This window comes from Streptococcus oralis, from assembly GCF_003943385.1.
In the GTDB taxonomy this organism is placed as follows: Bacteria; Bacillota; Bacilli; order Lactobacillales; family Streptococcaceae; genus Streptococcus; species Streptococcus oralis_CA.
Genome location: NZ_RJPI01000002.1, coordinates 17759 through 43419, shown reverse-complemented (window position 1 = coordinate 43419; position 25661 = coordinate 17759). Strand labels below are relative to the sequence as shown.

Here is a 25661-nt window from a genome sequence, read left to right as displayed (position 1 = left end):
TATGCCAATTACATCATTAGAAATTAAAGATAAAACCTTTTCTACGAAATTCAGAGGGTTTGATCCAGAAGAAGTAGATGAATTTCTTGATATTGTTGTTCGTGATTACGAGGACTTAGTTCGCAATAATCACGAAATGGAAAGACACATTAGAAGTTTAGAAGAGCGCTTGTCTTACTTTGATGAGATGAAGGATTCGTTGAGCCAGTCTGTTTTGATTGCTCAAGATACGGCTGAACGTGTAAAGCAAGCTGCTCAAGAGCGCTCAAACAATATTATTCAACAGGCTGAGCAAGATGCCCAGCGCCTCCTTGAAGAGGCAAAATACAAGGCTAATGAAATCCTACGTCAGGCAACAGATAATGCTAAGAAAGTAGCTGTTGAGACAGAGGAATTGAAAAACAAAAGCCGTGTATTTCATCAACGTCTCAAATCTACGATTGAGAGCCAGTTGGCAATTGTCGAATCTTCAGATTGGGAAGACATTCTTCGTCCGACTGCGACTTATCTCCAAACAAGTGATGAAGCCTTTAAGGAAGTTGTAGGAGAGGTCTTGGGAGAAGCTGTTCCTTCGCAACCAGAAGAAGAGCCGATTGATGTGACTCGCCAATTTTCACCTGAAGAAATGGCTGAGTTACAAGCCCGCATCGAAGCAGGTAACAAAGAATTGGCTGAGTTTGAAGCCCAGCAAGTTAACAATCAAGTGGAAAATCATGGCCTAGACATTGATATGCTTGTAGAAGAGATACAGTCTCATTCAGTTGAGTCACAACATGAGGATTCAGAAATCGTGACAGAGTATTTCTCAGTATCACCATCAGCAACTGGAACTGCTTCTTCAATTACTGGACATGAAGCACAACAAGAATCCGTTACAATATTATAAGAAATAAATGTGAGAACAAGATCTGACCAACCATATTTCCAGCGAGTAGGAGACGGTGTGAGTCCTGCAATCCCTAGTGGTGAGATTATCCTCTCAAGTAATTCAGTCTGAAATTAGTAAGACTGGACGTTTCCCACGTTACGGGACAAGAGGGGAAAAGACAAAGTCTTTTTCCGAACAAAGGTGGTACCACGATTTTCGTCCTTTTTAGCGATTCGTGGTTTTTAATTTGTCTATATAATAAAGGAGATATAATGAAACTCAAAGATACCCTAAATCTTGGAAAAACTGAATTTCCAATGCGTGCTGGACTTCCTACTAAAGAACCACTATGGCAAAAAGAGTGGGACGAAGCGAAACTTTACCAACGTCGTCAAGAATTGAACCAAGGAAAACCGCATTTCACCTTGCATGATGGACCTCCATATGCAAACGGAAATATCCACGTTGGGCACGCCATGAACAAGATTTCTAAAGATATTATTGTTCGTTCGAAATCGATGTCAGGATTTTATGCGCCTTATATTCCAGGTTGGGATACACATGGTCTGCCAATCGAGCAAGTATTGGCAAAACAAGGTGTCAAACGCAAAGAAATGGACTTGGTTGAGTACTTGAAACTTTGCCGTGAGTATGCTCTTTCTCAAGTAGATAAACAACGAGAAGACTTTAAACGTTTGGGTGTTTCTGGTGACTGGGAAAATCCTTATGTGACCTTGACTCCAGACTATGAAGCGGCTCAAATCCGTGTCTTTGGTGAAATGGCTAAGAAAGGCTACATCTACCGTGGTGCCAAGCCGGTTTACTGGTCATGGTCTTCTGAGTCAGCCCTTGCGGAAGCGGAAATTGAATACCATGACTTGCTTTCAACTTCCCTTTACTATGCTAACCGCGTCAAAGACGGAAAAGGTGTCCTAGATACAGACACTTACATCGTAGTTTGGACAACTACTCCATTTACCATTACAGCTTCTCGTGGTTTGACTGTTGGAGCTGATATTGATTACGTAGTCGTACAACCTGCTGGTGAGACTCGTAAGTTTGTGGTTGCTTCAGAATTGTTGACTAGTTTGTCTGAAAAATTTGGCTGGGCTGATGTTCAGGTCTTGGCAACCTACCGTGGTCAAGAATTGAATCACATCGTAACAGTCCACCCATGGGATACGGCTGTAGATGAGTTGGTAATCCTTGGTGACCACGTTACGACTGACTCTGGTACTGGTATTGTCCATACAGCCCCTGGTTTTGGTGAGGACGACTACAATGTTGGTGTTGCCAACGGCCTTGAAGTTGCTGTAACAGTTAACGAACGCGGTATTATGATGGAAAATGCTGGCCCTGACTTTGCGGGTCAATTCTATGACAAGGTTGTGCCGACTGTTATCGAAAAACTGGGTGATTTACTCCTTGCTCAAGAAGAAATCTCTCACTCCTATCCATTTGACTGGCGTACCAAGAAACCAATCATCTGGCGTGCAGTGCCACAATGGTTTGCTTCTGTATCAAAATTCCGCCAAGAAATCTTGGATGAAATTGAAAAAGTGAAGTTCCACTCAGAATGGGGGAAAGTGCGTCTTTACAACATGATCCGTGACCGTGGTGACTGGGTCATCTCTCGTCAACGTGCTTGGGGAGTTCCCCTTCCTATCTTCTACGCTGAAGACGGAACACCAATCATGACAGCTGAAACCATTGAACATGTGGCCCAACTTTTTGAAGACCACGGCTCACTTATCTGGTGGGAACGTGATGCTAAAGACCTCTTGCCAGAAGGATTTACCCATCCAGGTTCACCAAATGGGGAATTCAAGAAAGAAACAGATATCATGGACGTTTGGTTTGACTCAGGTTCATCATGGAACGGAGTTGTGGTAAACCGTCCAGAACTCAAATATCCAGCAGACCTCTACCTTGAAGGTTCTGACCAATACCGTGGTTGGTTCAACTCATCACTTATCACATCAGTTGCCAACCATGGCGTAGCGCCTTACAAACAAATCTTGTCGCAAGGTTTTGCCCTTGACGGTAAAGGTGAGAAGATGTCTAAATCTCTTGGAAATACCATTGCTCCAAGCGATGTTGAAAAACAATTTGGCGCGGAAATCCTACGTCTCTGGGTGACAAGTGTAGATTCAAGCAACGACGTTCGTATCTCTATGGACATCTTGAGCCAAGTTTCTGAAACCTACCGTAAGATCCGTAACACTCTTCGTTTCTTGATCGCCAATACATCTGACTTTAACCCGACTGTGGATGCTGTAGCTTATGAAGAACTTCGTTCCGTTGATAAGTATATGACTATTCGCTTTAACCAGCTTGTGAAAACGATTCGTGATGCTTATGCAAACTTTGAATTCTTGACAATTTACAAGGCCTTGGTGAACTTTATCAACGTTGATTTGTCAGCCTTCTACCTTGATTTTGCCAAAGACGTTGTTTACATCGAAGGTGCAAAATCACTGGAACGTCGTCAAATGCAGACGGTCTTCTATGACATTCTTGTGAAAATCACGAAACTCTTGACACCAATCCTTCCTCACACTGCGGAAGAAATCTGGTCATATTTAGAGTTTGAAGCAGAAGACTTTGTTCAATTGTCAGAATTACCAGAAGCGGAAACTTTTACCAACCAAGAAGAAATCTTGGATACATGGTCAGCCTTCATGGACTTCCGTGGACAAGCTCAAAAAGCCTTGGAAGAAGCTCGTAATGCAAAAGTTATTGGTAAATCACTCGAAGCCCATCTAACAGTTTATCCAAATGAAGTGGTGAAAACTTTGCTCGAAGCAGTAAACAGCAATGTAGCCCAACTTTTAATCGTGTCTGAATTGACTATCGCAGAAGGTGTAGCTCCAGAAAGTGCAGTTAGCTTTGAGGATGTAGCTTTCACAGTTGAACGTGCTGCAGGTGAAGTATGTGACCGTTGCCGTCGTATCGATCCAACAACTGCAGAACGTAGCTACCACGCAGTCATCTGTGACCACTGTGCAAGCATCGTAGAAGAAAACTTTGCGGATGCAGTCGCAGAAGGATTTGAAGCGAAATAATCAGAAAGAGACTGAGAAAAGTCGCTAAAATCATAAAAACGCATAATATCAAGAGCTCAAGTACCTTGATATTATGCGTTTTATCATGGAAAAATTTACTAGTCTATTTCCTCAAATGAAGTTTTTCCTAGCCTGTCCGTGTAGATAATTAAAATAAACAACTATTCAGTTTTCTCATAATTTTAGATTTCTAATAATTATCAAGAGACTATAGAACTTAAAATTATTTTTGAAAATCAATATTTATTATAAAATTTTATAAGACTGTTTAATTTTTAGAAAAATTATGATAGAATAAAACCTATAAAAATTTTAAGGAGATTATTATGAAAACAAATACACTTGCTCGTGTCAATGCTATTTTTGGTCTTATTTCAGGAATTGTATTGCTTTTAGCGCCAGCTATCATGTTTATGATGGCTGTTGGAGCTGCTGCGGCAACTGAAGATGCAGATGTAGCAGTTGGGACATTGACAGGGCTCTCAATTATTTTGTTATTGGTTAAAATTGCTGTTTTAGTACTGGGGATTGTGGCTATTGTTTATTATAAAGATGATGAACGTGTTACGAATGCACCTTCTGTTTTGCTCATTGTAGGTGGTGCGGTCGGCTTGATTCCATTGTTGGGATGGGTAGGTGGAATTCTAACCATTATTGGTGGTTCACTTTACTTTGGAACATTGAAAAAATTTGTAATTGAAGAGTAGTAGTTTTCCAATTATTTGGGTGGGAATATTTCATCCTCCATCGAGAACAATTATGATAGTGTGATAAAGAGAAGGCTGAAAAGCACTTCTCTTTTTCGTTGATTTTCACTAGCTTTTTTGTGAAAAATTGTGTAAAATGGAATAGATAAACGAGGACAACCTCGAAAAATAAAAGGAGAATCCATCTAATGGTAAAATTGGTTTTTGCTCGCCACGGTGAGTCTGAATGGAACAAAGCTAACCTTTTCACTGGTTGGGCTGATGTTGATTTGTCTGAAAAAGGAACACAACAAGCGATTGACGCTGGTAAATTGATCAAAGAAGCTGGTATCGAATTTGACCAAGCTTACACTTCAGTATTGAAACGTGCGATCAAAACAACAAACTTGGCTCTTGAAGCTGCTGACCAACTTTGGGTTCCAGTTGAAAAATCATGGCGCTTGAACGAACGTCACTACGGTGGTTTGACTGGTAAAAACAAGGCTGAAGCTGCTGAACAATTTGGTGATGAGCAAGTACACATCTGGCGTCGTTCATACGATGTGTTGCCTCCAAACATGGATCGTGACGATGAGCACTCAGCTCACACTGACCGTCGTTACGCTTCACTTGACGACTCAGTCATTCCAGATGCTGAAAACTTGAAAGTGACTTTGGAACGTGCCCTTCCATTCTGGGAAGACAAAATCGCTCCAGCACTTAAAGATGGTAAAAACGTATTCGTAGGAGCTCACGGTAACTCAATCCGTGCCCTTGTAAAACACATCAAACGCTTGTCAGATGACGAAATCATGGACGTGGAAATCCCTAACTTCCCACCATTGGTATTCGAATTTGACGAAAAATTGAACGTGGTTTCTGAATACTACCTTGGAAAATAATCTATAAACAGAAAGCTTAGGATTCCTAGGCTTTTTTGTATCTAAGTTAAAAATAAAGGCAACTTAGCTAATTGAAAAAGTATAAAATGAGAGGAAACAGTTTATGCTGTAGCAGGTTGGATGAATTAAGTTTCTTTTAATTCGTAGCTCCAGTGTTCGTAGTTATAGGTTGATAAAATTATATCAGTGATTTCTTCTGGTTCTTCTTGAGCTCCCCCAGCAATCCAAAGAGAAATAATTCCCTCAACGCTAGATAGGAAGATTTCCAAGGCGTATTTCTGAGGGATGTGAAAGTTCTCCTCTAAAAAACGCTGGGTAGCAGTCTCTTGCTTGTCACTCAGAATAATAGTGGTTATGTACTCCCGAATAGCCTCTCGAAAGTCAATATAATGGCTTTTGGTCAGGGCGTTGATAAGACGCTCATTAGCACGCAGTATATGAAATTTTGCTATCATTAACTTTTGGGGATATTCGTTCTCCGCTTCAAACAAGCTATAACTAGAAAGTTGGGAAATAATTTCGCTTTTGAGACTATCAACCATCTGATACTTATCTTGGTAGTGGAGGTAGAAGGTGCCGCGATTAATCCCTGCCCGTTTACAGAGCTTACTGATAGAGATATTATCAAATCTTTCCTCTGATAGCAGCTGGATTAAGGCTTCTTTGATGTCTTCTTTAGTAGTAGTTTTTCGTTTCTGGGCCATTTTTCTTCCTTTTTGCTTAAATCAACACTTTGTTGATTTTTGATTATTGATTTTTATCTAAGCTCATTATATAATATCTGTGATTTGGAATCAACACCTTGTTCATTTAAGAAAACGAGTTTTGAAAAGGAGATAAACGATATGGCTTACATTGAATTGAAACACAGCTACAAGCGTTACCGAGTTGGGGATACGGAGATTGTGGCCAATAGTGATGTGAATTTTGAGATTGAAAAGGGAGAGCTGGTTATTATTCTTGGTGCTTCTGGTGCTGGAAAGTCAACGGTTCTTAACCTCCTTGGGGGAATGGATACCAATGATGAGGGGGAGATTTGGATTGATGGTGCCAATATCGCCGACTACAATTCCCACCAACGAACAAACTATCGTCGAGATGATGTGGGCTTTGTTTTTCAGTTTTACAATCTAGTCTCCAATCTGACAGCCAAGGAAAACGTGGAGTTGGCCTCAGAAATTGTAGCGGATGCCTTGGATCCAGAGGAGGTGCTCAAAGATGTGGGACTAGATCATCGCCTCAATAACTTTCCAGCCCAGCTTTCTGGAGGGGAGCAACAACGAGTTTCCATCGCACGCGCAGTAGCCAAAAATCCTAAAATTCTTCTCTGTGATGAGCCGACAGGTGCCTTGGATTATCAGACGGGGAAGCAAGTCTTGAAGATTCTCCAAGACATGTCTCGTCAAAAGGAGGCAACAGTGATTATCGTGACCCACAATAGCGCGCTAGCTCCTATTGCAGATCGGGTGATTCATATGCGTGATGCTACGGTTAAGAGCGTAACAATCAATGAGCATCCACAGGATATTGATACATTGGAGTATTAGCATGAAAAAAACATACCGAAAAGACTTGCTCCAGTCGGTGGTTGCTTCCAAGGGACGCTTTGCTTCTATCCTGACCTTGATGATGCTGGGTTCTTTAGCCCTAGTAGGACTCAAGGTGACTAGCCCAAATTTGGAACGCACGGCTGAGGATTATCTCCGTAAAGCCAATACCCTGGATCTGGCAGTGATAGCTGATTATGGCTTGGACAAAGAAGACCAAGACGAACTAAAAACCCTTCAAGGAGCAAGTGTCGAGTTTGGCTATATGGAGGACCTAACAGTTGAAAAAGGTGAAGAGGCAGTTCGACTTTATTCCAAGCCAGAGGGCATTTCAACCTTCCAAGTGACAGAAGGGCGACTTCCAGAGACTGATGGGGAAATTGCCTTAGCTGATTTCTGGAAAGATCGCTATCAGATTGGACAGACTATCACCTTTAGCAAGAAAGAAGAAGGGAAGACCGTCATAAAATCCCAATCTTTCACCATTACTGGATTTGTTCAGTCGGGTGAGATGTTTTCTCAAAAAGACTTGGGAGGGGCTAGTAGTGGAAATGGAAGCTTGGCTGGTTATGGGGTGATATTAGCCAGTCAGTTTGATACAGAAGTGTACAGTATTGCGCGTGTGCGCTATGATGATTTAAAAAATCTGGATGCTTTTTCATCAGACTATAGGACCAAACGAGCTCAACATCAGGAAGAGTTGCAAGACTTGCTGGCTGATAATGGTCAAAAACGATTAGCAAGCATCAAAGCGAATGGGCAAAAGAACTTGGAAGATGGAAAAGAAGAGCTCCAAACAGCTGAAAGCAACCTTCAAAAAGGCAAGAGTCAGTTAGAACAGACTGAAAGTCGATTGAAAACTCAAGAAGAACAAGTGACCGTTTTGCCTGAGCCCCAAAAGAGTCAAGCCAAGGAGCAATTGACAAAAGCTAAGGAAGAATTGGCTACAAAAAAAGAAAAAATGGCTCAGACAGAGAGTGATCTAGCCAAGGAAAAAGAGAAGCTTGAACAACGTCAGAAAGAGCTTGATGAACTGGCAGAGCCGACTTACCATGTATACAACCGCCAAACCATGCCAGGTGGTCAAGGTTATCTCAAGTGTAGTAACGCTTCAGAAAGCATTCGTTCTGTCGGGAATATCTTTCCCGTGGTACTTTATATGGTCGCTGCAATGGTGACCTTTACTACTATGACTCGCTTTGTGGATGAAGAGCGTACCAATGCTGGTATTTTCAAGGCCCTAGGTTACCATAACCGAGATATTGTTGCCAAGTTTGTTCTCTATGGTTTTCTTGCAGGAACTGTGGGAACCGTTATAGGAACGTTTCTTGGACATTATCTCCTTGCAGGCGTGATTTCGGATGTTATAACAGCTGGACTGGTCGTTGGTAAAAGTCAGGAGTATTTTTACTGGTCTTATAGCCTCCTTGCCCTAGCCTTGAGTTGGGTATCCAGCGTTTTGCCAGCTTATCTGGTGGCGCGGAGAGAATTGCACGATGAAGCGGCCCAACTTTTGCTTCCCAAATCTCCCGTTGAAGGCTCAAAGATTTTGCTGGAACGCCTGAGCTTTATTTGGAGTCGTTTGAGCTTCACTCATAAGGTTACAGCGCGAAATATTTTCCGTTATAAGCAACGAATGTTGATGACCATTTTTGGAGTTGCAGGTTCGGTTGCTCTCCTATTTGCAGGTCTTGGCATTCAGTCTTCTGTGGGAGGAGTTTCCGAGCGCCAATTTGAACAAATCCAGCAATACCAGATGATTGTAGCGGAAAAGAGCAGTGCAGCGGAGCAAGAAAAAGCAGATTTAGAAAGTACCTTGCAAGCGGACCGTATTCATGCTTATCAAAAGATTTACTCTAAATCCATTGAAAAAGATTTTAAAGGAAAAGCAGGACTTCAAACGATCACAATGATGGTTACTAGTGGAGAAGACTTCAAGCCCTTTATCGCTTTACAGGAAAATGGGCAAGAGGTGGAGATCACTGATGGAGCTGTCGTGAGTCAAAAATTAGCTCAACTAGCAGGTGTTAAGGCTGGAGATAAGCTGGAGCTTGATGGGAAGGAAATCAGGGTCGCGGCTATTTCTGAAAACTATGTTGGACACTTTGTGTATCTCAACCGAGCGACTTACGAACAAGTCTACGGCAGCAGTCCACAAGACAATACCTACCTAGTAAAATTAAAAGAGCCAACACCATCAAATACGGAGAAAGAAGCTGCTACCTTCATGGAAAAAGCTGCTGTTTCTGGGGTGGTCCAAAATGCGACGGCCATCCATCTCTTTGAATCCGTGGCTAGTTCGCTCAATAAAACCATGGCAATCCTTGTCCTTGTTTCCGTTTTACTAGCCATTGTCATTCTCTACAATCTCACCAATATCAATGTCGCAGAACGTATCCGTGAACTTTCCACTATCAAGGTTCTCGGTTTCCACAATAAAGAAGTGACCCTCTATATCTACCGCGAGACCATGGTGCTATCCCTTGTGGGGATTGCTCTCGGTTTGGTAGCTGGCTATTATTTACATCAATTTTTGATACAAATGATTTCACCTGCCACTATACTTTTTTATCCACGAGTCAGCTGGGAAGTCTATGCTCTTCCAATCGTCGCAGTGACTGTAATCTTAGCCTTACTGGGCCTCTTTGTCAATCACCACTTGAGAAAAGTGGATATGCTCGAAGCCCTGAAATCAGTAGAGTAATTCACGGTTTTAAACAGTAAATCAGTTGACAAAGTCCCTGCTTCTTGGTAGAATAAGAACTGTCGTAAAGACAAATAACTTCTTCTTGGTTACAGGCATGCCAACCTGTCACTCGGATGAAGCCAAATAAAAAGGAGAAACATCATGGCAATCTCAAAAGAGAAAAAAAATGAAATCATCGCACAATATGCACGTCACGAAGGTGATACAGGTTCAGTAGAGGTTCAAGTTGCTGTCCTTACTTGGGAAATCAACCACCTTAACGAACACATCAAACAACACAAAAAAGACCACGCTACTTACCGTGGATTGATGAAGAAAATCGGTCGCCGTCGTAACTTGCTTGCATACTTGCGTAAAAACGACGTTAACCGTTACCGTGAGTTAATCAACTCTCTAGGACTTCGTCGTTAATCATGATGCTAAGGGCGTAAGAAATCCGTATGAAAATAGGGAAACGACACCGTGTTCGATGAACACAAGGAGTTTCATCTTTTTCACTAGGATTTTAGCCCGAGCTCAAATCAGCTCTCTGATTTTCAGAGGGCTTTTTTATTGAGGTTTTATCGGTCACAATTTTGGAGACTACAAAAACCAAGCCGTCAGGGTATGTCTTAATCATTTCGTTTTATCGGTCATAATTTTGGAGACTACAAAAACTATCGCCAGCTGCGCCGAAAAACTAGGACAGTTTTATCGGTCATAATTTTGGAGACTACAAAAACTATCGCCAGCTGCGCCGAAAAACTAGGACAGTTTTATCGGTCATAATTTTGGAGACTACAAAAACTATCGCCAGCTGCGCCGAAAAACTAGGACAGTTTTATCGGTCATAATTTTGGAGACTACAAAAACCTCAAATGGTATCAGCTAATGACACCATGAAGGTGCGCAGTTACTCGGCTTTTCAAGCCGAGTAACTGTCTGCAAGCCCCCTCGGAGAGCCTACACTTTACGAAGTAAAGTATAGTATGTTATACTTTACATGGAAGTAGTCACCGAATTCCAGTTAGAAATTACTTTGTAACTACGTTTTGAGGAGGAGTAAAATGCTTTCCTACGTTCGACATTACCCACTAGCGATAGCTAAATTAATGTGTCTGTGCTCTCCTAAAATCTGATGATTTATTACTAACTAATACAGGAGGTTTTTATGGGACAGACAATCATATCTGCTATTGGTGTTTATATTTCCACCAGTATCGATTATTTAATTATTTTAATTATTTTATTTGCACAGCTATCACAGAATAAACAGAAATGGCATATTTATGCGGGGCAATATCTAGGAACAGGCTTACTTGTAGGGGCGAGTTTAGTTGCTGCTTATGTCGTTAATTTCGTGCCTGAAGAATGGATGGTTGGATTGCTTGGTTTAATCCCTATCTATTTAGGGATTCGCTTTGCAATTGTTGGAGAAGGTGAGGAAGAAGAGGAAGAAATTATTGAAAGATTAGAACAAAGCAAGGCAAATCAACTGTTTTGGACAGTTACATTGCTGACAATTGCGTCTGGCGGAGATAATTTAGGTATCTATATACCTTATTTTGCTTCGTTAGATTGGTCACAGACCCTCGTGGCGTTGCTTGTGTTTGTAATCGGCATAATTATCTTTTGCGAGATTAGTCGGATGTTATCCTCTATTCCGTTAATATTCGAGACAATTGAAAAATACGAGCGAATCATTGTGCCCATAGTATTGATTCTACTTGGACTATACATCATGTATGAAAATGGCACGATAGAGACTTTTCTGATCGTGTAGATTTTTTTGTTTCACTAGGATTTTAGCCCGGGCTCAAATCAGCTCTCTAATTTTAGAGGGCTTTTTATGTTGTCACTTTACCTCGATATACCCAAGTATAATCTTCGGTTACGATTATTAGCACTGTAAGACCAACTATATTTATTTTTCTCATCTTGTTCCATTGTTGAAAATATGGTATACTTTTCATGAGAATTTTCTAAATTTTTAATTTTGTCTAAGGAGGTTTTCATGCTTTCCAAACTTTCTGGAAGCCGACAAGATTTGCAATTTGTGTTGTTTTTAGGTATTTTGCTAAGTGTTTTAGGGATTTCCCTCTTTCTAGCAGTTTCAATGGGATCCGTTGCGATTGATCTAGGAGATACCTATCGGATTATTTTGAGCAGGTTGGGTTTTCCTCTTGAGATAGGAGAGGTTTCTAAGTCCACTCTTGCCATTGTATGGAACATGAGGTTCCCCCGAGTATTGTTAGGCCTGATAGTAGGGGCTGGTCTTTCTATGTGTGGTAGCGTGATGCAGTCTACAGTGAACAATCCCATTGCTGAGCCCTATGTCTTAGGTATCTCTGCGGGTGCAACTCTAGGAGCAACCCTAAGCATCATTCTTGGTTTAAAAGTGATGATTAGCCTTGGAGCTTTTTTAGGAGCTATTTTGGCAACCATTGCTGTCCTCATCATTGCCTCTATGCAGGGAAGGATGACGACTTCTAGTCTGATTTTATCAGGAACGGTGGTCAATGCTCTCTTTCTGGCATTTTCCAACTTTATTATCTCAGTCGGCGCTAATGCGGACAGTGTGATGACCATTAAGTTTTGGACCATGGGCTCGCTTGCAGGGACTACCTGGTCTGACTTAGTCCTGCCAACTATAGTAGTAGGATTGGCCTTTCTATTTTTCGCTACTCAGTATCGTGTTTTTAATGCGATGATGATGGGAGATGAGGCTGCTTTAACTTTGGGGATACCCTTACGCTTTTATTGGTATCTTTATGTGACCATGGTGGCTGTGCTAACAGCAGTCTTAGTGGCAACTTGTGGGATTATTGGATTTGTTGGTTTGATTACTCCTCACTTAGCTCGAGGGTTAGTAGGAACGAATTACAGGAGACTTTTTCCCGTTGCGACTTTACTGGGTGCCCTCTTTGTGGTCTGGGCAGATGTACTCTCTCGTGTCATCATTCCCAATGCTGAGCTGCCGATTGGTATTTTCACAGCCTTAGTAGGTGCTCCCTTCTTCATCTACATTGTAGGAGGTAGGCGAAGGGAGGTGAGGGTCTGATATGGATTTGATGTGTCAGGATGTCCACTTTGGACTAGGAGAGAAAAAAATCCTCAAAGGAGTTTCTCTTAAGGTTGAGGGGCATCAATTTCACACGATACTAGGACCAAATGGAAGTGGAAAAACCAGCCTGCTTAAACTCCTCTATCGTCAGGAAAGGGCAGACAAAGGCTTGATAAGCTTAGATGGAAAGCCACTGGAGCATTGGTCACTCAAAGAAACAGCCAAGCAAATGGCAGTTGTCACCCAGTTTAATCAATTGCAGTTTGATTGTACAGTTGAGGAAATCGTCTTGCTGGGAAGAACTCCACACCTCTCTTTTTTACAGAAGGAAAAGGAAAGGGATTATGCCCTCGTTCAAGATGCTCTCGTCAAGGTGGATATGCTTGAGAAGAAAACTCGTCTCTATTCGTCTCTTTCAGGTGGGGAGAAACAGCGAGTCTTATTAGCACGCGCCTTGGCGCAAGAACCGACTCTCTTGCTCCTAGATGAACCTACCAATCACCTGGATATCAAGTACCAGTTAGACCTGTTGGCCATTGTGAAGAATCTCAAGGTCAATGTTCTAGCTGTCCTACATGATATTCAACTTGCTTGTCGCTATTCGGATTATCTCTATCTGATGAGAGAGGGAGAAATCTTTTTCCAAGGGACTCCAAAGGAGACCATCACCCCTGAGTCATTGCAAACTGTATATGGAGTTCAAAGTCAGGTGACTTGGACTGAGGATCAGCAAGCCATGATTCACTATTTATAAGGAAGAAAAGGAAAACAAGATGAAAAAAACACTCAGTATTTTACTCGTAACAGTAGCTACCTTAACTATGGCAGCTTGTGGCAATACTACTACAGAAAAAGCTACTACACAATCTAGCACAGAAACAAGTCAAAAGGCGAGCACAGAGACGACTTATCCACTAACAGTCAAAACCTATGATGCTAAAGGAAATGAAGTCGAACAAGTCTTTGACAAGGCACCTGAAAAAGTTATCACCAACAATCTGTCAACTACTGAAATCTTGTTGGAGTTAGGGTTGAAGGATAAAATTGCTGGCATGCTCAACCCTGATAATGCCGTAACAGGTAAATACAAGGACGCGATTGCGACTATTCCTCAAATTGGTGATAAAAAAACAGTCTCACAAGAGACAGTCCTTTCTTATGAGCCAGATGCTGTGATGGGTCGAAACATGATGTTTTCTGAAAAATCCTTGGGGACAGTTAGCACTTGGAATGAAAATAAAATCCCAGTCTATACACAAAAAGCCTCTCTATCAACGATTCAGCAAGATTTGGGGAATGTTGTAGAAGATGTCAAAAATCTTGGAATGATTTTTAATGTTCAGGACAAGGCTAATGAATACGCATCTCAATTACAAGCTAAAATTGAGGCTGTTAAGAAAGCTAATCCAGCAAGTCAAGGTGAGAAGAAAAAGGCTTTGATTATGGTTGCATATAACGACGAAACCTTCGGTGCTTACAAGTCTGCTTTGCAAGAAAGCCTGCTAAATCAACTTGGTTATACCAACGTTGCAACGGGAACATCAGGCTTGACCTTGGAAAATCTCGTGTCAATGGATCCTGAGTTGATTATCTATGTGACCAGTGACCGTAATAAAAAATTGGATGCCAACGCAGTAGAGTTGATGAAGGCAAATGAGGTATTGGAAAACGTTCCTGCAATTAAGAATCAAAAAATCATGACCATCTCTTACGATGAGTTGATGGACTATGGTCCAGCAGTGATTGATTCCCTTGAGAAAATCAATGACTTTATCAATAAATAATGAGTTTGATTGGGAAGGAATCCAAGTCAAGGTCAGTCTTCCTTCGACCTATGAGCCCAATCAAACCTATCCAGCTATTCTCTTGAATGATGGAAACTTGGATTTTCTATCATCCCTTTCCGAATCTGTGATTTTAGTGGGCTTAACTTCTAAAAATCGCCTAGATGACTACACTCCATGGAAGGCATCTGCTCTGAGAGATGGAGCTCCAGATTTTGGCGGTCAGGCCAACGTCTATCATGGTCATTTGTTTGGAGGTCTTTTAGACAAGTTGCAGTCGCTTTATCGACTGGACAAAAATCGCCTTGCCTATGGAGGCTATTCACTAGGTGGTTTGGCGGCAGTTTACAGTCTTTTCAGTTTTGACAAGGTGTCCTGTGTCTTCTCAATCTGCGGTTCCTTTTGGTATCCTGATTTTGTAACTTACTGCAAGGAAGAAAAAGTGAAAAATTTGAACTGTTTACTGTATTTACAGAATGGTCAAACGGAAGGAGCGCATCATACCAATCGCTTGGCTCAAGCACCAGCCTATGCTGAGCAGATCCATACCAGTCTTCAGAAACACTATCCGACTGGTCAGTTTGTCTTTGATCCTCATGGACATCATGAGCAAGTGGCTGAGCGATTTCTGGCCTTTTCCAGCTGGTTGGCAAAGAAATGGGAGATTGAATAAAGTAAGAGAAGAGACAAGGTAAAAATTAAATTTGAGGAGAAAATCCAGTAAAACTTTCCATAATAAAACGCATAATATTGAACTCTTTGAATTTCTTATATTATGCGTTTTTATGATTTTAGAGTTTCTTTGAATGCAGAAAAATACAAGTTCTATAAGGAGCAGACGAGACTTATTAAGAATATCATAGGATTGATGAAATGATAGATATTTGTAGAAAATCACACACTTTAATCTCAATCGTTTTCATATTACTAACACTAGGAATATGTATTTTTGAAGACTGATATTTTCATCATGAATTTATTTGATAAAAGAGAATACTCCTTTATTTCTAAAGAAAGAGGGACAAAATCTTTTTGAGATGATAGAGTAGGATATGAAATTTGCTCTGAATATATTAAAAGAGAGGACCAAGAGGCCCTCTCTCATTGTTAACTATTTTTCTCTTATTATAGTTGGTAAAGAATCTAAATGGTGCAAAACTCCTTTCCTCTACCTTCTATATGAAAAGAATCTCTTTAATCTTTTTTCTTAACACCAACAGTCAGACTAGAGGCTACTGCAATTAAGGCAACTCCAAGTACGGATAAATTAGAAGATGCCTTTTCACCAGTTTTGGGTAATTCAGATACCTTATTAGAAAGTGCAGAAGTATGATAAACTGCCTTTGTGCTTCCGATAGGTTTTGGTTTAAGTACGACATGCGCCTCTGTTAAGAAGTCATATTTCTCTGTTACGATGCGGTAAACACGTCCTTCTTGGACAGTCTTAACAACATGATTTGTAAAATCACGATTTAAAAGACTAGAAAATTCTTGATTAATATTAAGATAAAGCCCTTTTGTCCCCTCAACTAAAGGTTTGAAGGTCGATTCTTCGTATCTCATCCCTACAACTGATAGAGAAATATCTGCTGCTTTAAGAGCTTTCAGAGTCTCTTCTACTGTTGGAATGCCTGGAGTACGGAAATCAATACTTTCATCAGTAATTAAGAATGCAAAACGACGATTATTAGAAGCTGTAGACCAATCATAATCTTTTGAGGTTGCAATATGATGTAGAGGGACTGTAGGCTCTTCTGTTCCGCCGTATGTTCGAATAGATCTAAGCGCCTTAATATACTCCTCTACATTCTTAGTGAATTTAGATCCATTAAAATCGAAATATTGAACATTGTCAGCAGCCTCATACGCGATTAAGCCAAGACGAGCATCAACTTTTTTATTAGCCAAATCACGGACAAAGTTCTCGATATTCTGTACAACATTTTGAATAGAAGAATCCATTGAACCTGACTTATCAATAGTAAAGACGATATCTGCAGAACCAGCCGCTTGTTTAGTAATTATTACATCTGCTTCTTTCAAAACTTTTTCAAATGTAGTTTTCTTGATAGTTTGAGTAACATTAGCTACATAGTCATCTGTATTAACGTGATCTGTAACAGTCTTTGTTGTTGTAACAGGTGTCTTTTCTCCAACGGCAGTTCCCTTAGCAGCTAAATGAGTTGTTTCAACACTTACAGAAGTCTCTGCTTTGGCAGTTGCTTCTGTACCAGCTGTGTTTTCTTTAGTATCTACCTTGGCGTCCGTTGAAGTAGTAGTTACTTTAACTATATCACCAGGTTGAGCTTTATTAAGTGGTACTACAGAGACATTAACTTTATCTTGAATCTCCTTAACTGTTTCGGAAATTTGTTGATTAGTTTGAGTAGTTTTAGTGGAAAGTTCATTTGAACCCACTTGAGCAAGATCATTAGCAACTTGACTTGGATTTTTTACCTCATCAGCATCAACTTGCCCCACTGCTGTAAAGGCAGACGCTAGAGCAACCGTCAATAAAACAGACTTGCACTTCCCAAATAAAGAATGTTTATGATTCATTATAAAAATCCCTCCTTTTTTAATAATATAATATCAAAATCAAAGTAATTCGTCAAAAAATTTCTGTATAGAATGTAGAGTTTTCTTCTGGTTATACAGGGATAAAGATCATAAGAAATGCATAGCATCAAGTGTCCAAAAACATTGATACTATGCATTTTTGATGGAAAGGCTTGCTGGATTTTCTCTTAAAATCGAGTTTTTGTCCAGCGGTTCTCATTGTCTTAACCAAGAGCCTCTCTCTTCTTATCTGGATTCCAGATAAAGCTTGCGATGAAGGTAAAGATAATCGTTAGGATACCAACAAGCACTGCAAGGATAAGGGCAGGGATGCGGACAAACCACCATAGTGGGTTTGGTTTTTTATCGTTGTGCCATTGTTTGGTTTCTTCATCCAAACGTTGGAATTCTGCTTGGATACGATCTGCAACCATTTCGATTCCTTCATCATTCATTTTCTTGATGTCTGAGATATCGATTGGATTTCCAAAGTTCATATCGACGCGCTCACGGCTAACCAAGCCTTTCAAGGTCATGGGACCGGTGTAGGTGACAGGCATGATACGGACCTTGGCCATTTTGGCAATCAAGGCTACGCCACCCTTGACATCGTTTGAGTGGCGGCTCCCACTTGGGAACATGATGAGAGAACGGTCGCTTTTTTTGAGGACATTGATAGGAAACTTGATGGCAGAAGCGCTAGGATTTTCTCGGTCGATAGGAAAGGCGCCACACATACGGATCCACCAGCCAAAGATGCGGTTGCTAAAAAGCTCTTTTTTGGCCATAAAGATGAACTGTTTTGGCTTGGTCGCAAAGGCCATATATACAGGATCCCACCAAGTACGATGAGGAGCGACAAGGATATAGTTTTCGTCTCGATTAGGGATTTTATCAGTATTGTGATAGTGGGCATTGCCATTGATGGACCACAAGATCAGCATGACTAGTCCACGCAAATAAGTATAAAACATGAGACCTCCTTCGATTGTATTACTTTTATTATACCTTATCAAAAGACTACTGGCAAACTTTTTCAGTTATCAGTGGAGATATTTTGGATGAGATTAGAATTCTGCTAGAAAAAATGATATGATAGGACTTATGGATAAAAATAAAATTATGGGATTAACCCAAAGAGAAGTCAAGGAAAGACAGGATCAAGGTTTGGTCAATGACTTTACCGCTTCGGCCAGTACCAGTACTTGGCAAATCATCAAACGAAATGTTTTTACACTTTTTAACGCATTAAACTTTGTTATTGCCCTAGCGCTTGCCTTTGTACAGGCTTGGAGCAATCTGGTTTTCTTTGCCGTTATCTGCTTTAACGCTTTTTCTGGGATTGTGACCGAGCTACGGGCCAAACACATGGTGGACAAGCTCAATCTCATGACCAAGGAAAAGGTCAAAACCATCCGTGATGGTCAAGAAGTTGCTCTCGATCCAGAAGAGTTGGTTCTAGGAGATGTCATTCGTCTGTCTGCTGGAGAGCAAATCCCTAGTGATGCTCTGGTTCTGGAAGGATTTGCGGAAGTCAATGAAGCTATGTTGACGGGGGAGAGTGATTTGGTGCAAAAGGAAGTTGATACCTTGCTCTTGTCAGGGAGTTTCCTAGCTAGTGGCGCAGTTTTGGCTCAAGTCCACCATGTCGGGGCTGATAATTATGCTGCCAAACTCATGCTGGAAGCTAAGACAGTGAAACCAATCAACTCCCGTATCATGAAATCGCTGGACAAGTTAGCTGGTTTTACTGGGAAGATTATCATTCCCTTTGGTCTAGCTCTCCTGCTAGAAGCCTTGATTTTAAAAGGTTTACCTCTCAAGTCATCCGTTGTAAATTCATCGACAGCCCTTTTGGGAATGTTGCCCAAGGGAATTGCCCTTTTGACCATTACTTCGCTCTTAACAGCTGTGATCAAACTGGGTTTGAAAAAGGTCTTGGTGCAGGAGATGTACTCTGTTGAGACCTTGGCGCGCGTGGATATGCTCTGTCTGGACAAGACGGGCACCATAACCCAAGGAAAGATGCAAGTGGAGGCTGTTCTTCCACTGACGGAAACTTATGGTGACGAGGCTATTGCCAGTATTCTAACCAGCTACATCGCTCATAGTGAGGATAAAAATCCAACAGCCCAAGCCATTCGTCAGCGTTTCCAAGGACAGGTAGCCTATCCCATGCTTTCGAATCTTCCCTTCTCAAGCGACCGCAAGTGGGGTGCTATGGAATTGGAAGGTCTAGGAACGGTTTTCTTAGGGGCGCCTGAGATGTTGTTGGACTCTGAAGTCCCTGAAGCCAGAGAGGCCTTGGAGAGAGGGTCACGAGTCTTGGTCTTAGCCCTCAGTCAGGAAAAACTAGACCATCACAAACCACAGAAACCATCTGATATTCAAGCTCTGGCCTTGCTGGAGATTTTGGACCCCATTCGAGAAGGAGCAGCTGAGACGCTAGACTATCTCCGTTCTCAGGAAGTGGGACTCAAGATTATCTCTGGTGACAATCCCGTTACAGTGTCCAGTATTGCCCAGAAAGCTGGTTTTGCCGACTATCACAGCTATGTAGATTGCTCAAAAATTACGGATGAGGAATTGATTGCCATGGCTGAGGGAACAGCAATTTTTGGTCGTGTTTCCCCTCATCAAAAGAAACTCATCATCCAAACACTGAAAAAAGCAGGGCATACAACGGCTATGACAGGGGATGGTGTCAATGATATCCTGGCTCTTCGAGAGGCGGATTGTTCGATCGTGATGGCTGAGGGAGATCCTGCGACTCGTCAGATTGCCAATCTGGTTCTTTTGAACTCAGACTTCAATGATGTTCCGGAGATTCTCTTTGAAGGTCGTCGCGTGGTCAATAACATCGCCCATATCGCACCGATTTTCTTGATTAAGACGATTTATTCCTTCTTGCTCGCGGTGATTTGTATTGCTAGTGTTTTACTAGGGCGGTCTGAGTGGATCTTGATTTTCCCCTTCATTCCAATCCAGATTACCATGATTGACCAGTTCGTGGAAGGGTTCCCACCATTCGTTCTGACTTTTGAGCGAAATATCAAGCCTGTTGAACCAAACTTCCTCAGAAGATCCATGCTTCGCGCCCTACCAAGTGCACTTATGGTCGTGTTCAGCGTTCTCTTTGTGAAAATATTTGGAACGAGCCAAGGATGGTCTGAGTTAGAAATGTCAACTCTCCTCTATTATCTCCTTGGGTCTATCGGTTTCTTATCTGTATTTAGAGCCTGCATGCCATTCACCCTCTGGCGTGTCCTCTTGATTGTTTGGTCAATAGGAGGTTTCCTAGCTACAGCTCTCTTCCCAAGGATTCAAAAACTGCTTGAAATTTCGACCTTGACAGGACAAACGCTACCTGTTTATGGGGCCATGATGCTGGTCTTTACCTTAATTTTCATTCTAACTAGTCGTTACCAAGCCAGAAAATAAAGAAAGACTGCAATCTGTGGATTGTGGTCTTTTTTAGGTGCAAGATTGCTAGCTGAAATGTGGTATAATAAGAGATAATAGAGTTTTGGAAAGTGAGAGAAGATGATTTCAAAGAGATTAGAATTAGTGGCTTCCTTTGTGCCACAGGGGGCCGTTTTACTAGATGTGGGAAGTGACCATGCTTATCTGCCAATCGACTTGATTGAAAGAGGCCAAATCAAAAGCGCCATTGCAGGTGAGGTGGTGGAAGGCCCCTACCAGTCAGCGGTCAAGAATGTTGAAAGTCACGGTCTAAAGGAGAAAATCCAAGTTCGTTTAGCCAATGGTTTGGCAGCTTTTGAAGAGGCAGACCAAGTATCGGTCATCACCATCGCTGGTATGGGCGGGCGATTGATTGCAACGATCCTAGAAGAAGGTTTGAACAAGCTATCTAATATCCAGCGTTTGATCCTCCAGCCCAATAATCGTGAAGACGACTTGCGTCTCTGGTTACAAGAGCACGGATTTCAGATTGTAGCAGAAAGCATCCTAGAAGAGGCTGGCAAGTTTTATGAAATTCTAGTGGTGGAAGTGGGACAAATGGAGCTATCAGCCAGTGATGTTCGATTTGGACCTTTCTTGTCCAAAGAAGTCAGCCCAGTTTTCGTTCAAAAGTGGCAAAGAGAAGCAGCTAAGTTAGAGTTTGCTCTTGACCAAATCCCAGAAAAAAATCTGGAGGAACGTCAAGTTCTAGCTCATAAAATTCAAGCCATCAAGGAGGTTCTCCATGCTAGCAAGTGAAGTGATTAAAGCTTATGAAGACTTTTGTCCGCAAGAATTTTCTATGGAGGGGGATAGTCGTGGTCTGCAAATTGGAACTCTAGACAAGGATATCCAAAGAGTTATGGTTGCCCTCGATATTCGTGAAGAGACGGTGGCTGAAGCCATTGAAAAGGGTGTGGATTTGATTATCGTCAAGCACGCGCCGATTTTCCGTCCCATCAAGGACTTGGTCGCCAGCCGTCCGCAAAATCAGATTTACATTGACCTCATCAAGCATGACATTGCCGTTTATGTCAGCCATACCAATATTGATATCGTTGAAAATGGCCTCAATGACTGGTTCTGCCAGATACTAGGCATTGAGGATACGACTTATCTTCAGGAGACAGGTCCTGAACGGGGAATTGGTCGGATTGGAAATATTCAAACTCAGACATTTGGGGAATTGGCCCAGCATGTCAAACAAGTCTTTGGTCTAGATAGTCTTCGAATGGTGCATTATCAAGAGAGTGATTTGCAGAAGCCTATTTCAAGAGTGGCCATCTGTGGTGGCAGTGGGCAGTCTTTCTACTCTGATGCTTTGGCAAAAGGGGCAGATGTCTATATCACTGGGGATATTTACTACCACACTGCTCAGGATATGCTGTCGGATGGCTTGCTGGCACTGGATCCTGGACATTATATCGAAGTGCTTTTTGTGGAAAGAGTCGCAGCACTTCTTACTCAATGGAAGGAAGAGAAAGGCTGGACCATTGATATCATACCTAGCCAAGCATCGACCAATCCTTTCCACCATATCTAGTTAGAAGGTGAAGACAATGAAAAAAGTTGCCATTATTGGAGCAGGGATTGTAGGGGCGACAGCTGCCCACTACCTATCTAAAGAAAGTGAGCTAGAGGTAACCGTTTTTGACCATGGTCAGGGTCAGGCAACCAAGGCAGCAGCAGGAATTATCAGTCCTTGGTTTTCCAAACGCCGTAATAAAGCCTGGTACAAGATGGCGCGCTTGGGGGCTGACTTTTATGTGGATTTGTTGGCTGATTTAGAAAAGTCTGGTCAGAAAAACGACTTTTACCAGCGCTCGGGAGTTTTTCTCTTGAAAAAGGACGAATCCAAGCTAGAAGAACTCTATGAACTAGCCCTCCAGCGCAGAGAAGATTCTCCCTTGATAGGCCAGTTAGCTATTTTGGATCAAGCATCAGCTAATGAATTATTCCCTGGCTTGCAGGGATTTGACCGCCTGCTCTATGCTTCTGGTGGAGCGAGAGTAGATGGTCAACTATTAGTGAATCGTTTGCTAGAAGCCAGTCAAGTCAAGCTGGTCAAAGAAAAAGTGAGTCTGACACCTTTATCATCAGGCTACCAGATTGGCGAAGAGGTGTTTGATCAGGTTATTTTGGCGACGGGAGCTTGGCTAGGGAACCTGTTAGAACCTTTAGGTTATGAAGTAGATGTTCGTCCTCAAAAGGGGCAACTCCGAGACTATCAACTTGCTCAAGACCTGGAATCCTACCCTGTTGTCATTCCAGAGGGGGAGTGGGATTTGATCCCTTTTGCAGGTGGGAAATTGTCCTTAGGCGCTACTCATGAAAATGATATGGGATTTGATTTGGCGGTAGATGAAACTTTGCTACAACAAATGGAGGAGGAAGCCTTACCTCACTATCCAGCCTTAGCTAAAGCGACTTCCAGATCTGAGCGTGTGGGAATCCGTGCTTACACCAGTGATTTCTCGCCTTTCTTTGGTGAAGTCCCTGGCTTAGCAGGTGCCTATGCAGCTAGTGGTCTAGGTTCATCAGGCCTCACAACGGGTCCTATCATTGGTTACCATCTAGCCCAATTGGTCCAAGACAAGGAGTTGACTTTGGACCCAGTAAACTATCCAATTGCAAACTATGTCAAACGAGTAAAAAGCGAATAAAATTTTACTGAAATTTTAGCAGGTAGTTTAGTGTGGCAAATGACATTCCCTATCAAAAATGGTAAAATAAGAAAAAATAATCCGAGAATCGAGGAAAAAAGATGCAAGAAAAGATTTTGGTAACGGGTGGTGCTGGTTTTATCGGAACTCACACTGTTATTGAATTGATCCAAGCAGGTCATCAAGTTGTTGTGGTGGATAATCTTGTCAACAGCAACCGTAAAAGTATAGAAGTTGTTGAAAGAATCACAGGAGTTGAGGTGCCTTTCTATGAGGCAGATATCCGTGATACAGATACCCTCAGAGATATTTTCAAGCAAGAAGAGCCAACAGGTGTGATTCACTTCGCTGGTTTGAAGGCTGTAGGTGAATCAACACGTATCCCTCTTGCCTACTATGACAACAATATCGCAGGAACTGTCAGCCTTCTAAAAGCCATGGAAGAAAATAACTGTAAGAACATCATCTTCAGTTCTTCTGCGACAGTTTACGGAGACCCTCATACAGTTCCAATCTTAGAAGATTTCCCACTTTCAGTGACCAACCCGTATGGCCGTACTAAGCTCATGTTAGAGGAAATTTTGACGGATATCTACAAGGCAGACTCAGAATGGAATGTGGTTTTGCTTCGGTACTTTAATCCAATCGGAGCACATGAGAGTGGTGACTTGGGAGAAAATCCTAACGGCATCCCAAACAATCTCTTGCCTTATGTTTCACAAGTAGCAGTTGGCAAACTAGAGCAAGTGCAAGTATTTGGAGATGATTACGATACTGAAGATGGAACCGGGGTTCGTGACTATATCCACGTTGTAGACCTAGCCAAAGGTCACGTTGCAGCTCTTAAAAAACTCCAAAAAGGTTCAGGTCTTAATATTTATAACCTTGGAACAGGTAAAGGATATTCTGTTCTTGAAATTATCCAAAATATGGAAAAAGCGGTGGGACGTCCTATTCCTTACCGCATCGTAGAACGTCGCCCAGGTGATATCGCTGCCTGCTACTCAGACCCAGCAAAAGCCAAAGCCGAACTTGGATGGGAAGCAGAACTCGATATTACTCAAATGTGTGAAGACGCATGGCGTTGGCAAAGCAAGCATCCAAATGGATTTGAAGACTAAGATGATGATTTCAATCATTGTCCCATGTCTAAACGAAGAGGAAGTACTTCCTCTTTTTTATCAGTCTGTTGAAGCACTCCTTCCAGAATTGGGGGCAGAGATCGAGTATGTCTTTGTGGATGATGGTTCAAGCGATGGCACTTTGGAGCTTTTGAAGGCCTATCGGGTGCAAAATCCTGCGGTACATTATATTTCTTTCTCACGAAATTTTGGGAAAGAAGCAGCTCTGTATGCAGGCTTGCAGCATGCAACTGGAGACTTGGTGGTCGTGATGGATGCAGACCTCCAGGATCCTCCTAGTATGCTAATTGAGATGAAAGCCTTACTAGACCAAAATGCAGACTTGGACTGTGTTGGGACACGGAGAACTAGTCGGGAGGGAGAACCCTTCTTTCGTAGCTTCTGTGCCGATCTCTTTTACTGCCTCATGCAAAAAATCAGCCCAGTAGCCCTGCCCTCAGGTGTTCGTGATTTTCGGATGATGAGAAGGTCTGTGGTGGATGCCATTTTAAGCTTGACCGAGTCCAATCGTTTTTCTAAGGGGCTCTTTGCCTGGGTTGGTTTCCGAACGCACTATCTCGACTATCCAAATGTCGAAAGACAGGCTGGCAAGACCAGTTGGAGTTTTAGACAGCTCTTTTTCTACTCAATTGAAGGGATTCTCAATTTTTCAGATTTTCCCTTGAGTATAGCCTTTGTAGCTGGACTCCTATCTTGTTTTATTTCTTTTATGATGACTGTTTTTGTGGTGTTTCGAACCCTTATCTTGGGGAATCCGACATCTGGCTGGACCTCTCTGATGGCTGTCATTCTCTTTCTCGGAGGGATTCAACTCCTGACTATTGGGATTCTCGGCAAGTATATCAGTAAGATCTATATGGAAACCAAAAAAAGACCACTCTATCTCGTCAAAGAAAAAAGTGATCTTTCTATTTTTGAAGGGAAAAAATAATCGGAAAAGACTATAATTTTACCTGGAAATATGCTAAACTAGTAGATGAAGGGATTAAAGTGACAAAAAGAATCAACAAAATCAATCTCCCTTTTAAACTATGATGGATCTTTGAGAAGTGCACGTGTAGGGCACTGTTTGATAGCCTCCAGAACATCGCTGGTCTCAGCGATTTCTCTTTGCAATTCAACTGGATCATCGTAAAATCGAACAATACCATTATCATGGTAATCAAAGAGTTCAGAATAGGTTTGGCAAAGCCCGCAGGCGATGCACCGTTCAGGTATAAGTGTGACTTTCAT

22 protein-coding genes are annotated in these 25661 nt (G+C 41.9%); 18 read left to right on the top strand and 4 right to left on the bottom strand.

Features of this window, described 5'->3' with window-relative positions:
• Window position 1: 1 nt before the first annotated feature.
• The 4 genes from D8803_RS01970 (at window position 2) to D8803_RS01955 (ending at window position 5521) form a co-directional block, all read left to right on the top strand.
• Window positions 2–886, top strand: a complete 885-nt coding sequence (locus D8803_RS01970) for a DivIVA domain-containing protein (protein WP_131200077.1) — start codon at window positions 2–4, stop codon at window positions 884–886.
• Window positions 887–1140: 254 nt separating this feature from the next.
• Window positions 1141–3933, top strand: coding sequence for an isoleucine--tRNA ligase (ileS, locus tag D8803_RS01965; RefSeq protein WP_131200076.1), 2793 nt, complete (start codon window positions 1141–1143; stop codon window positions 3931–3933).
• 326 nt (window positions 3934–4259) lie between these two features.
• Entirely contained in the window at window positions 4260–4640 is a 381-nt protein-coding gene (locus tag D8803_RS01960) for a hypothetical protein (RefSeq protein ID WP_131200075.1), read from the top strand.
• Window positions 4641–4828: 188 nt separating this feature from the next.
• Window positions 4829–5521, top strand: a complete 693-nt coding sequence (locus tag D8803_RS01955; protein ID WP_000240126.1) for a phosphoglycerate mutase — start codon at window positions 4829–4831, stop codon at window positions 5519–5521.
• 125 nt (window positions 5522–5646) lie between these two features.
• On the opposite strand, the gene D8803_RS01950 is transcribed toward D8803_RS01955, so the two are convergent.
• Complete coding sequence (locus D8803_RS01950; RefSeq protein WP_061417177.1) at window positions 5647–6225, bottom strand: TetR/AcrR family transcriptional regulator; 579 nt, start codon at window positions 6223–6225, stop codon at window positions 5647–5649.
• Window positions 6226–6366: 141 nt separating this feature from the next.
• On the opposite strand from D8803_RS01950, the gene D8803_RS01945 reads away from it, so the two are divergent.
• The 8 genes from D8803_RS01945 (at window position 6367) to D8803_RS01910 (ending at window position 15275) form a co-directional block, all read left to right on the top strand.
• A complete protein-coding gene (locus tag D8803_RS01945) occupies window positions 6367–7068 on the top strand; it encodes an ABC transporter ATP-binding protein (protein WP_061417176.1) in 702 nt (233 codons plus the stop codon).
• Window positions 7064–9772 (top strand): FtsX-like permease family protein, encoded by a 2709-nt coding sequence (locus D8803_RS01940; protein ID WP_190316791.1) that lies wholly within the window; start codon window positions 7064–7066, stop codon window positions 9770–9772. Before D8803_RS01945 ends, D8803_RS01940 begins: the two co-directional genes overlap by 5 nt.
• Before the next feature lie 144 nt (window positions 9773–9916).
• Entirely contained in the window at window positions 9917–10186 is a 270-nt protein-coding gene (gene rpsO, locus D8803_RS01935; protein ID WP_001018251.1) for a 30S ribosomal protein S15, read from the top strand.
• Window positions 10187–10925: 739 nt separating this feature from the next.
• A complete protein-coding gene (locus D8803_RS01930) occupies window positions 10926–11537 on the top strand; it encodes a CadD family cadmium resistance transporter (RefSeq protein WP_131200073.1) in 612 nt (203 codons plus the stop codon).
• Window positions 11538–11768: 231 nt separating this feature from the next.
• On the top strand, window positions 11769–12815 hold the full coding sequence (locus D8803_RS01925; RefSeq protein WP_131200072.1) for a FecCD family ABC transporter permease: 1047 nt from the start codon (window positions 11769–11771) through the stop codon (window positions 12813–12815).
• Window position 12816: 1 nt separating this feature from the next.
• Complete coding sequence (locus D8803_RS01920; protein ID WP_131200071.1) at window positions 12817–13572, top strand: ABC transporter ATP-binding protein; 756 nt, start codon at window positions 12817–12819, stop codon at window positions 13570–13572.
• A 19-nt stretch (window positions 13573–13591) separates the two neighbouring features.
• The gene (locus D8803_RS01915) at window positions 13592–14602 is read left to right on the top strand and encodes an ABC transporter substrate-binding protein (RefSeq protein WP_131200070.1); all 1011 of its coding nucleotides are present in this window, start codon (window positions 13592–13594) and stop codon (window positions 14600–14602) included.
• Window positions 14583–15275 (top strand): alpha/beta hydrolase-fold protein, encoded by a 693-nt coding sequence (locus D8803_RS01910; RefSeq protein ID WP_131200069.1) that lies wholly within the window; start codon window positions 14583–14585, stop codon window positions 15273–15275. The genes D8803_RS01915 and D8803_RS01910 overlap by 20 nt, the downstream gene beginning before the upstream one ends.
• Window positions 15276–15796: 521 nt before the next feature.
• Here D8803_RS01910 and D8803_RS01905 read toward each other — a convergent pair.
• Together D8803_RS01905 and D8803_RS01900 are read right to left on the bottom strand one after the other, a co-directional pair.
• Entirely contained in the window at window positions 15797–17161 is a 1365-nt protein-coding gene (locus tag D8803_RS01905) for a VWA domain-containing protein (protein WP_061417171.1), read from the bottom strand.
• Window positions 17162–17385: 224 nt separating this feature from the next.
• Window positions 17386–18135 (bottom strand): lysophospholipid acyltransferase family protein, encoded by a 750-nt coding sequence (locus D8803_RS01900; RefSeq protein ID WP_061417170.1) that lies wholly within the window; start codon window positions 18133–18135, stop codon window positions 17386–17388.
• A 130-nt stretch (window positions 18136–18265) separates the two neighbouring features.
• Between D8803_RS01900 and D8803_RS01895 the strand changes: the two genes are divergently transcribed.
• The 6 genes from D8803_RS01895 to D8803_RS01870 all read left to right on the top strand — a co-directional run bounded on the left by D8803_RS01895 (window position 18266) and on the right by D8803_RS01870 (window position 25359).
• Complete coding sequence (locus D8803_RS01895) at window positions 18266–20602, top strand: cation-translocating P-type ATPase (RefSeq protein WP_131200068.1); 2337 nt, start codon at window positions 18266–18268, stop codon at window positions 20600–20602.
• A gap of 102 nt (window positions 20603–20704) precedes the next feature.
• The gene (locus D8803_RS01890; RefSeq protein WP_131200067.1) at window positions 20705–21382 is read left to right on the top strand and encodes a tRNA (adenine(22)-N(1))-methyltransferase; all 678 of its coding nucleotides are present in this window, start codon (window positions 20705–20707) and stop codon (window positions 21380–21382) included.
• Window positions 21369–22166 (top strand): Nif3-like dinuclear metal center hexameric protein, encoded by a 798-nt coding sequence (locus D8803_RS01885; RefSeq protein ID WP_131200066.1) that lies wholly within the window; start codon window positions 21369–21371, stop codon window positions 22164–22166. Before D8803_RS01890 ends, D8803_RS01885 begins: the two co-directional genes overlap by 14 nt.
• Window positions 22167–22182: 16 nt before the next feature.
• Window positions 22183–23286, top strand: a complete 1104-nt coding sequence (locus tag D8803_RS01880; protein ID WP_190316787.1) for an NAD(P)/FAD-dependent oxidoreductase — start codon at window positions 22183–22185, stop codon at window positions 23284–23286.
• Window positions 23287–23387: 101 nt separating this feature from the next.
• The gene (galE, locus tag D8803_RS01875; RefSeq protein ID WP_001156517.1) at window positions 23388–24407 is read left to right on the top strand and encodes a UDP-glucose 4-epimerase GalE; all 1020 of its coding nucleotides are present in this window, start codon (window positions 23388–23390) and stop codon (window positions 24405–24407) included.
• Between the two features lies 1 nt (window position 24408).
• Window positions 24409–25359: a glycosyltransferase family 2 protein gene (locus D8803_RS01870; RefSeq protein ID WP_131200064.1), complete on the top strand. Its 951-nt coding sequence runs from the start codon at window positions 24409–24411 to the stop codon at window positions 25357–25359.
• Window positions 25360–25457: 98 nt separating this feature from the next.
• On the opposite strand, the gene D8803_RS01865 is transcribed toward D8803_RS01870, so the two are convergent.
• Entirely contained in the window at window positions 25458–25661 is a 204-nt protein-coding gene (locus D8803_RS01865) for a ferredoxin (protein ID WP_162284888.1), read from the bottom strand.

Coding starts and splice junctions, on each gene's coding strand:
- D8803_RS01970 (WP_131200077.1), top strand. CDS start 2: ATGCCAATTACATCATTAGAAATTAAAGATAAAACCTTTTCTACGAAA.
- ileS (WP_131200076.1), top strand. CDS start 1,141: ATGAAACTCAAAGATACCCTAAATCTTGGAAAAACTGAATTTCCAATG.
- D8803_RS01960 (WP_131200075.1), top strand. CDS start 4,260: ATGAAAACAAATACACTTGCTCGTGTCAATGCTATTTTTGGTCTTATT.
- D8803_RS01955 (WP_000240126.1), top strand. CDS start 4,829: ATGGTAAAATTGGTTTTTGCTCGCCACGGTGAGTCTGAATGGAACAAA.
- D8803_RS01950 (WP_061417177.1), bottom strand. CDS start 6,225: ATGGCCCAGAAACGAAAAACTACTACTAAAGAAGACATCAAAGAAGCC.
- D8803_RS01945 (WP_061417176.1), top strand. CDS start 6,367: ATGGCTTACATTGAATTGAAACACAGCTACAAGCGTTACCGAGTTGGG.
- rpsO (WP_001018251.1), top strand. CDS start 9,917: ATGGCAATCTCAAAAGAGAAAAAAAATGAAATCATCGCACAATATGCA.
- D8803_RS01930 (WP_131200073.1), top strand. CDS start 10,926: ATGGGACAGACAATCATATCTGCTATTGGTGTTTATATTTCCACCAGT.
- D8803_RS01925 (WP_131200072.1), top strand. CDS start 11,769: ATGCTTTCCAAACTTTCTGGAAGCCGACAAGATTTGCAATTTGTGTTG.
- D8803_RS01920 (WP_131200071.1), top strand. CDS start 12,817: ATGGATTTGATGTGTCAGGATGTCCACTTTGGACTAGGAGAGAAAAAA.
- D8803_RS01915 (WP_131200070.1), top strand. CDS start 13,592: ATGAAAAAAACACTCAGTATTTTACTCGTAACAGTAGCTACCTTAACT.
- D8803_RS01910 (WP_131200069.1), top strand. CDS start 14,583: ATGACTTTATCAATAAATAATGAGTTTGATTGGGAAGGAATCCAAGTC.
- D8803_RS01905 (WP_061417171.1), bottom strand. CDS start 17,161: ATGAATCATAAACATTCTTTATTTGGGAAGTGCAAGTCTGTTTTATTG.
- D8803_RS01900 (WP_061417170.1), bottom strand. CDS start 18,135: ATGTTTTATACTTATTTGCGTGGACTAGTCATGCTGATCTTGTGGTCC.
- D8803_RS01895 (WP_131200068.1), top strand. CDS start 18,266: ATGGATAAAAATAAAATTATGGGATTAACCCAAAGAGAAGTCAAGGAA.
- D8803_RS01890 (WP_131200067.1), top strand. CDS start 20,705: ATGATTTCAAAGAGATTAGAATTAGTGGCTTCCTTTGTGCCACAGGGG.
- D8803_RS01885 (WP_131200066.1), top strand. CDS start 21,369: ATGCTAGCAAGTGAAGTGATTAAAGCTTATGAAGACTTTTGTCCGCAA.
- D8803_RS01880 (WP_190316787.1), top strand. CDS start 22,183: ATGAAAAAAGTTGCCATTATTGGAGCAGGGATTGTAGGGGCGACAGCT.
- galE (WP_001156517.1), top strand. CDS start 23,388: ATGCAAGAAAAGATTTTGGTAACGGGTGGTGCTGGTTTTATCGGAACT.
- D8803_RS01870 (WP_131200064.1), top strand. CDS start 24,409: ATGATGATTTCAATCATTGTCCCATGTCTAAACGAAGAGGAAGTACTT.
- D8803_RS01865 (WP_162284888.1), bottom strand. CDS start 25,661: ATGAAAGTCACACTTATACCTGAACGGTGCATCGCCTGCGGGCTTTGC.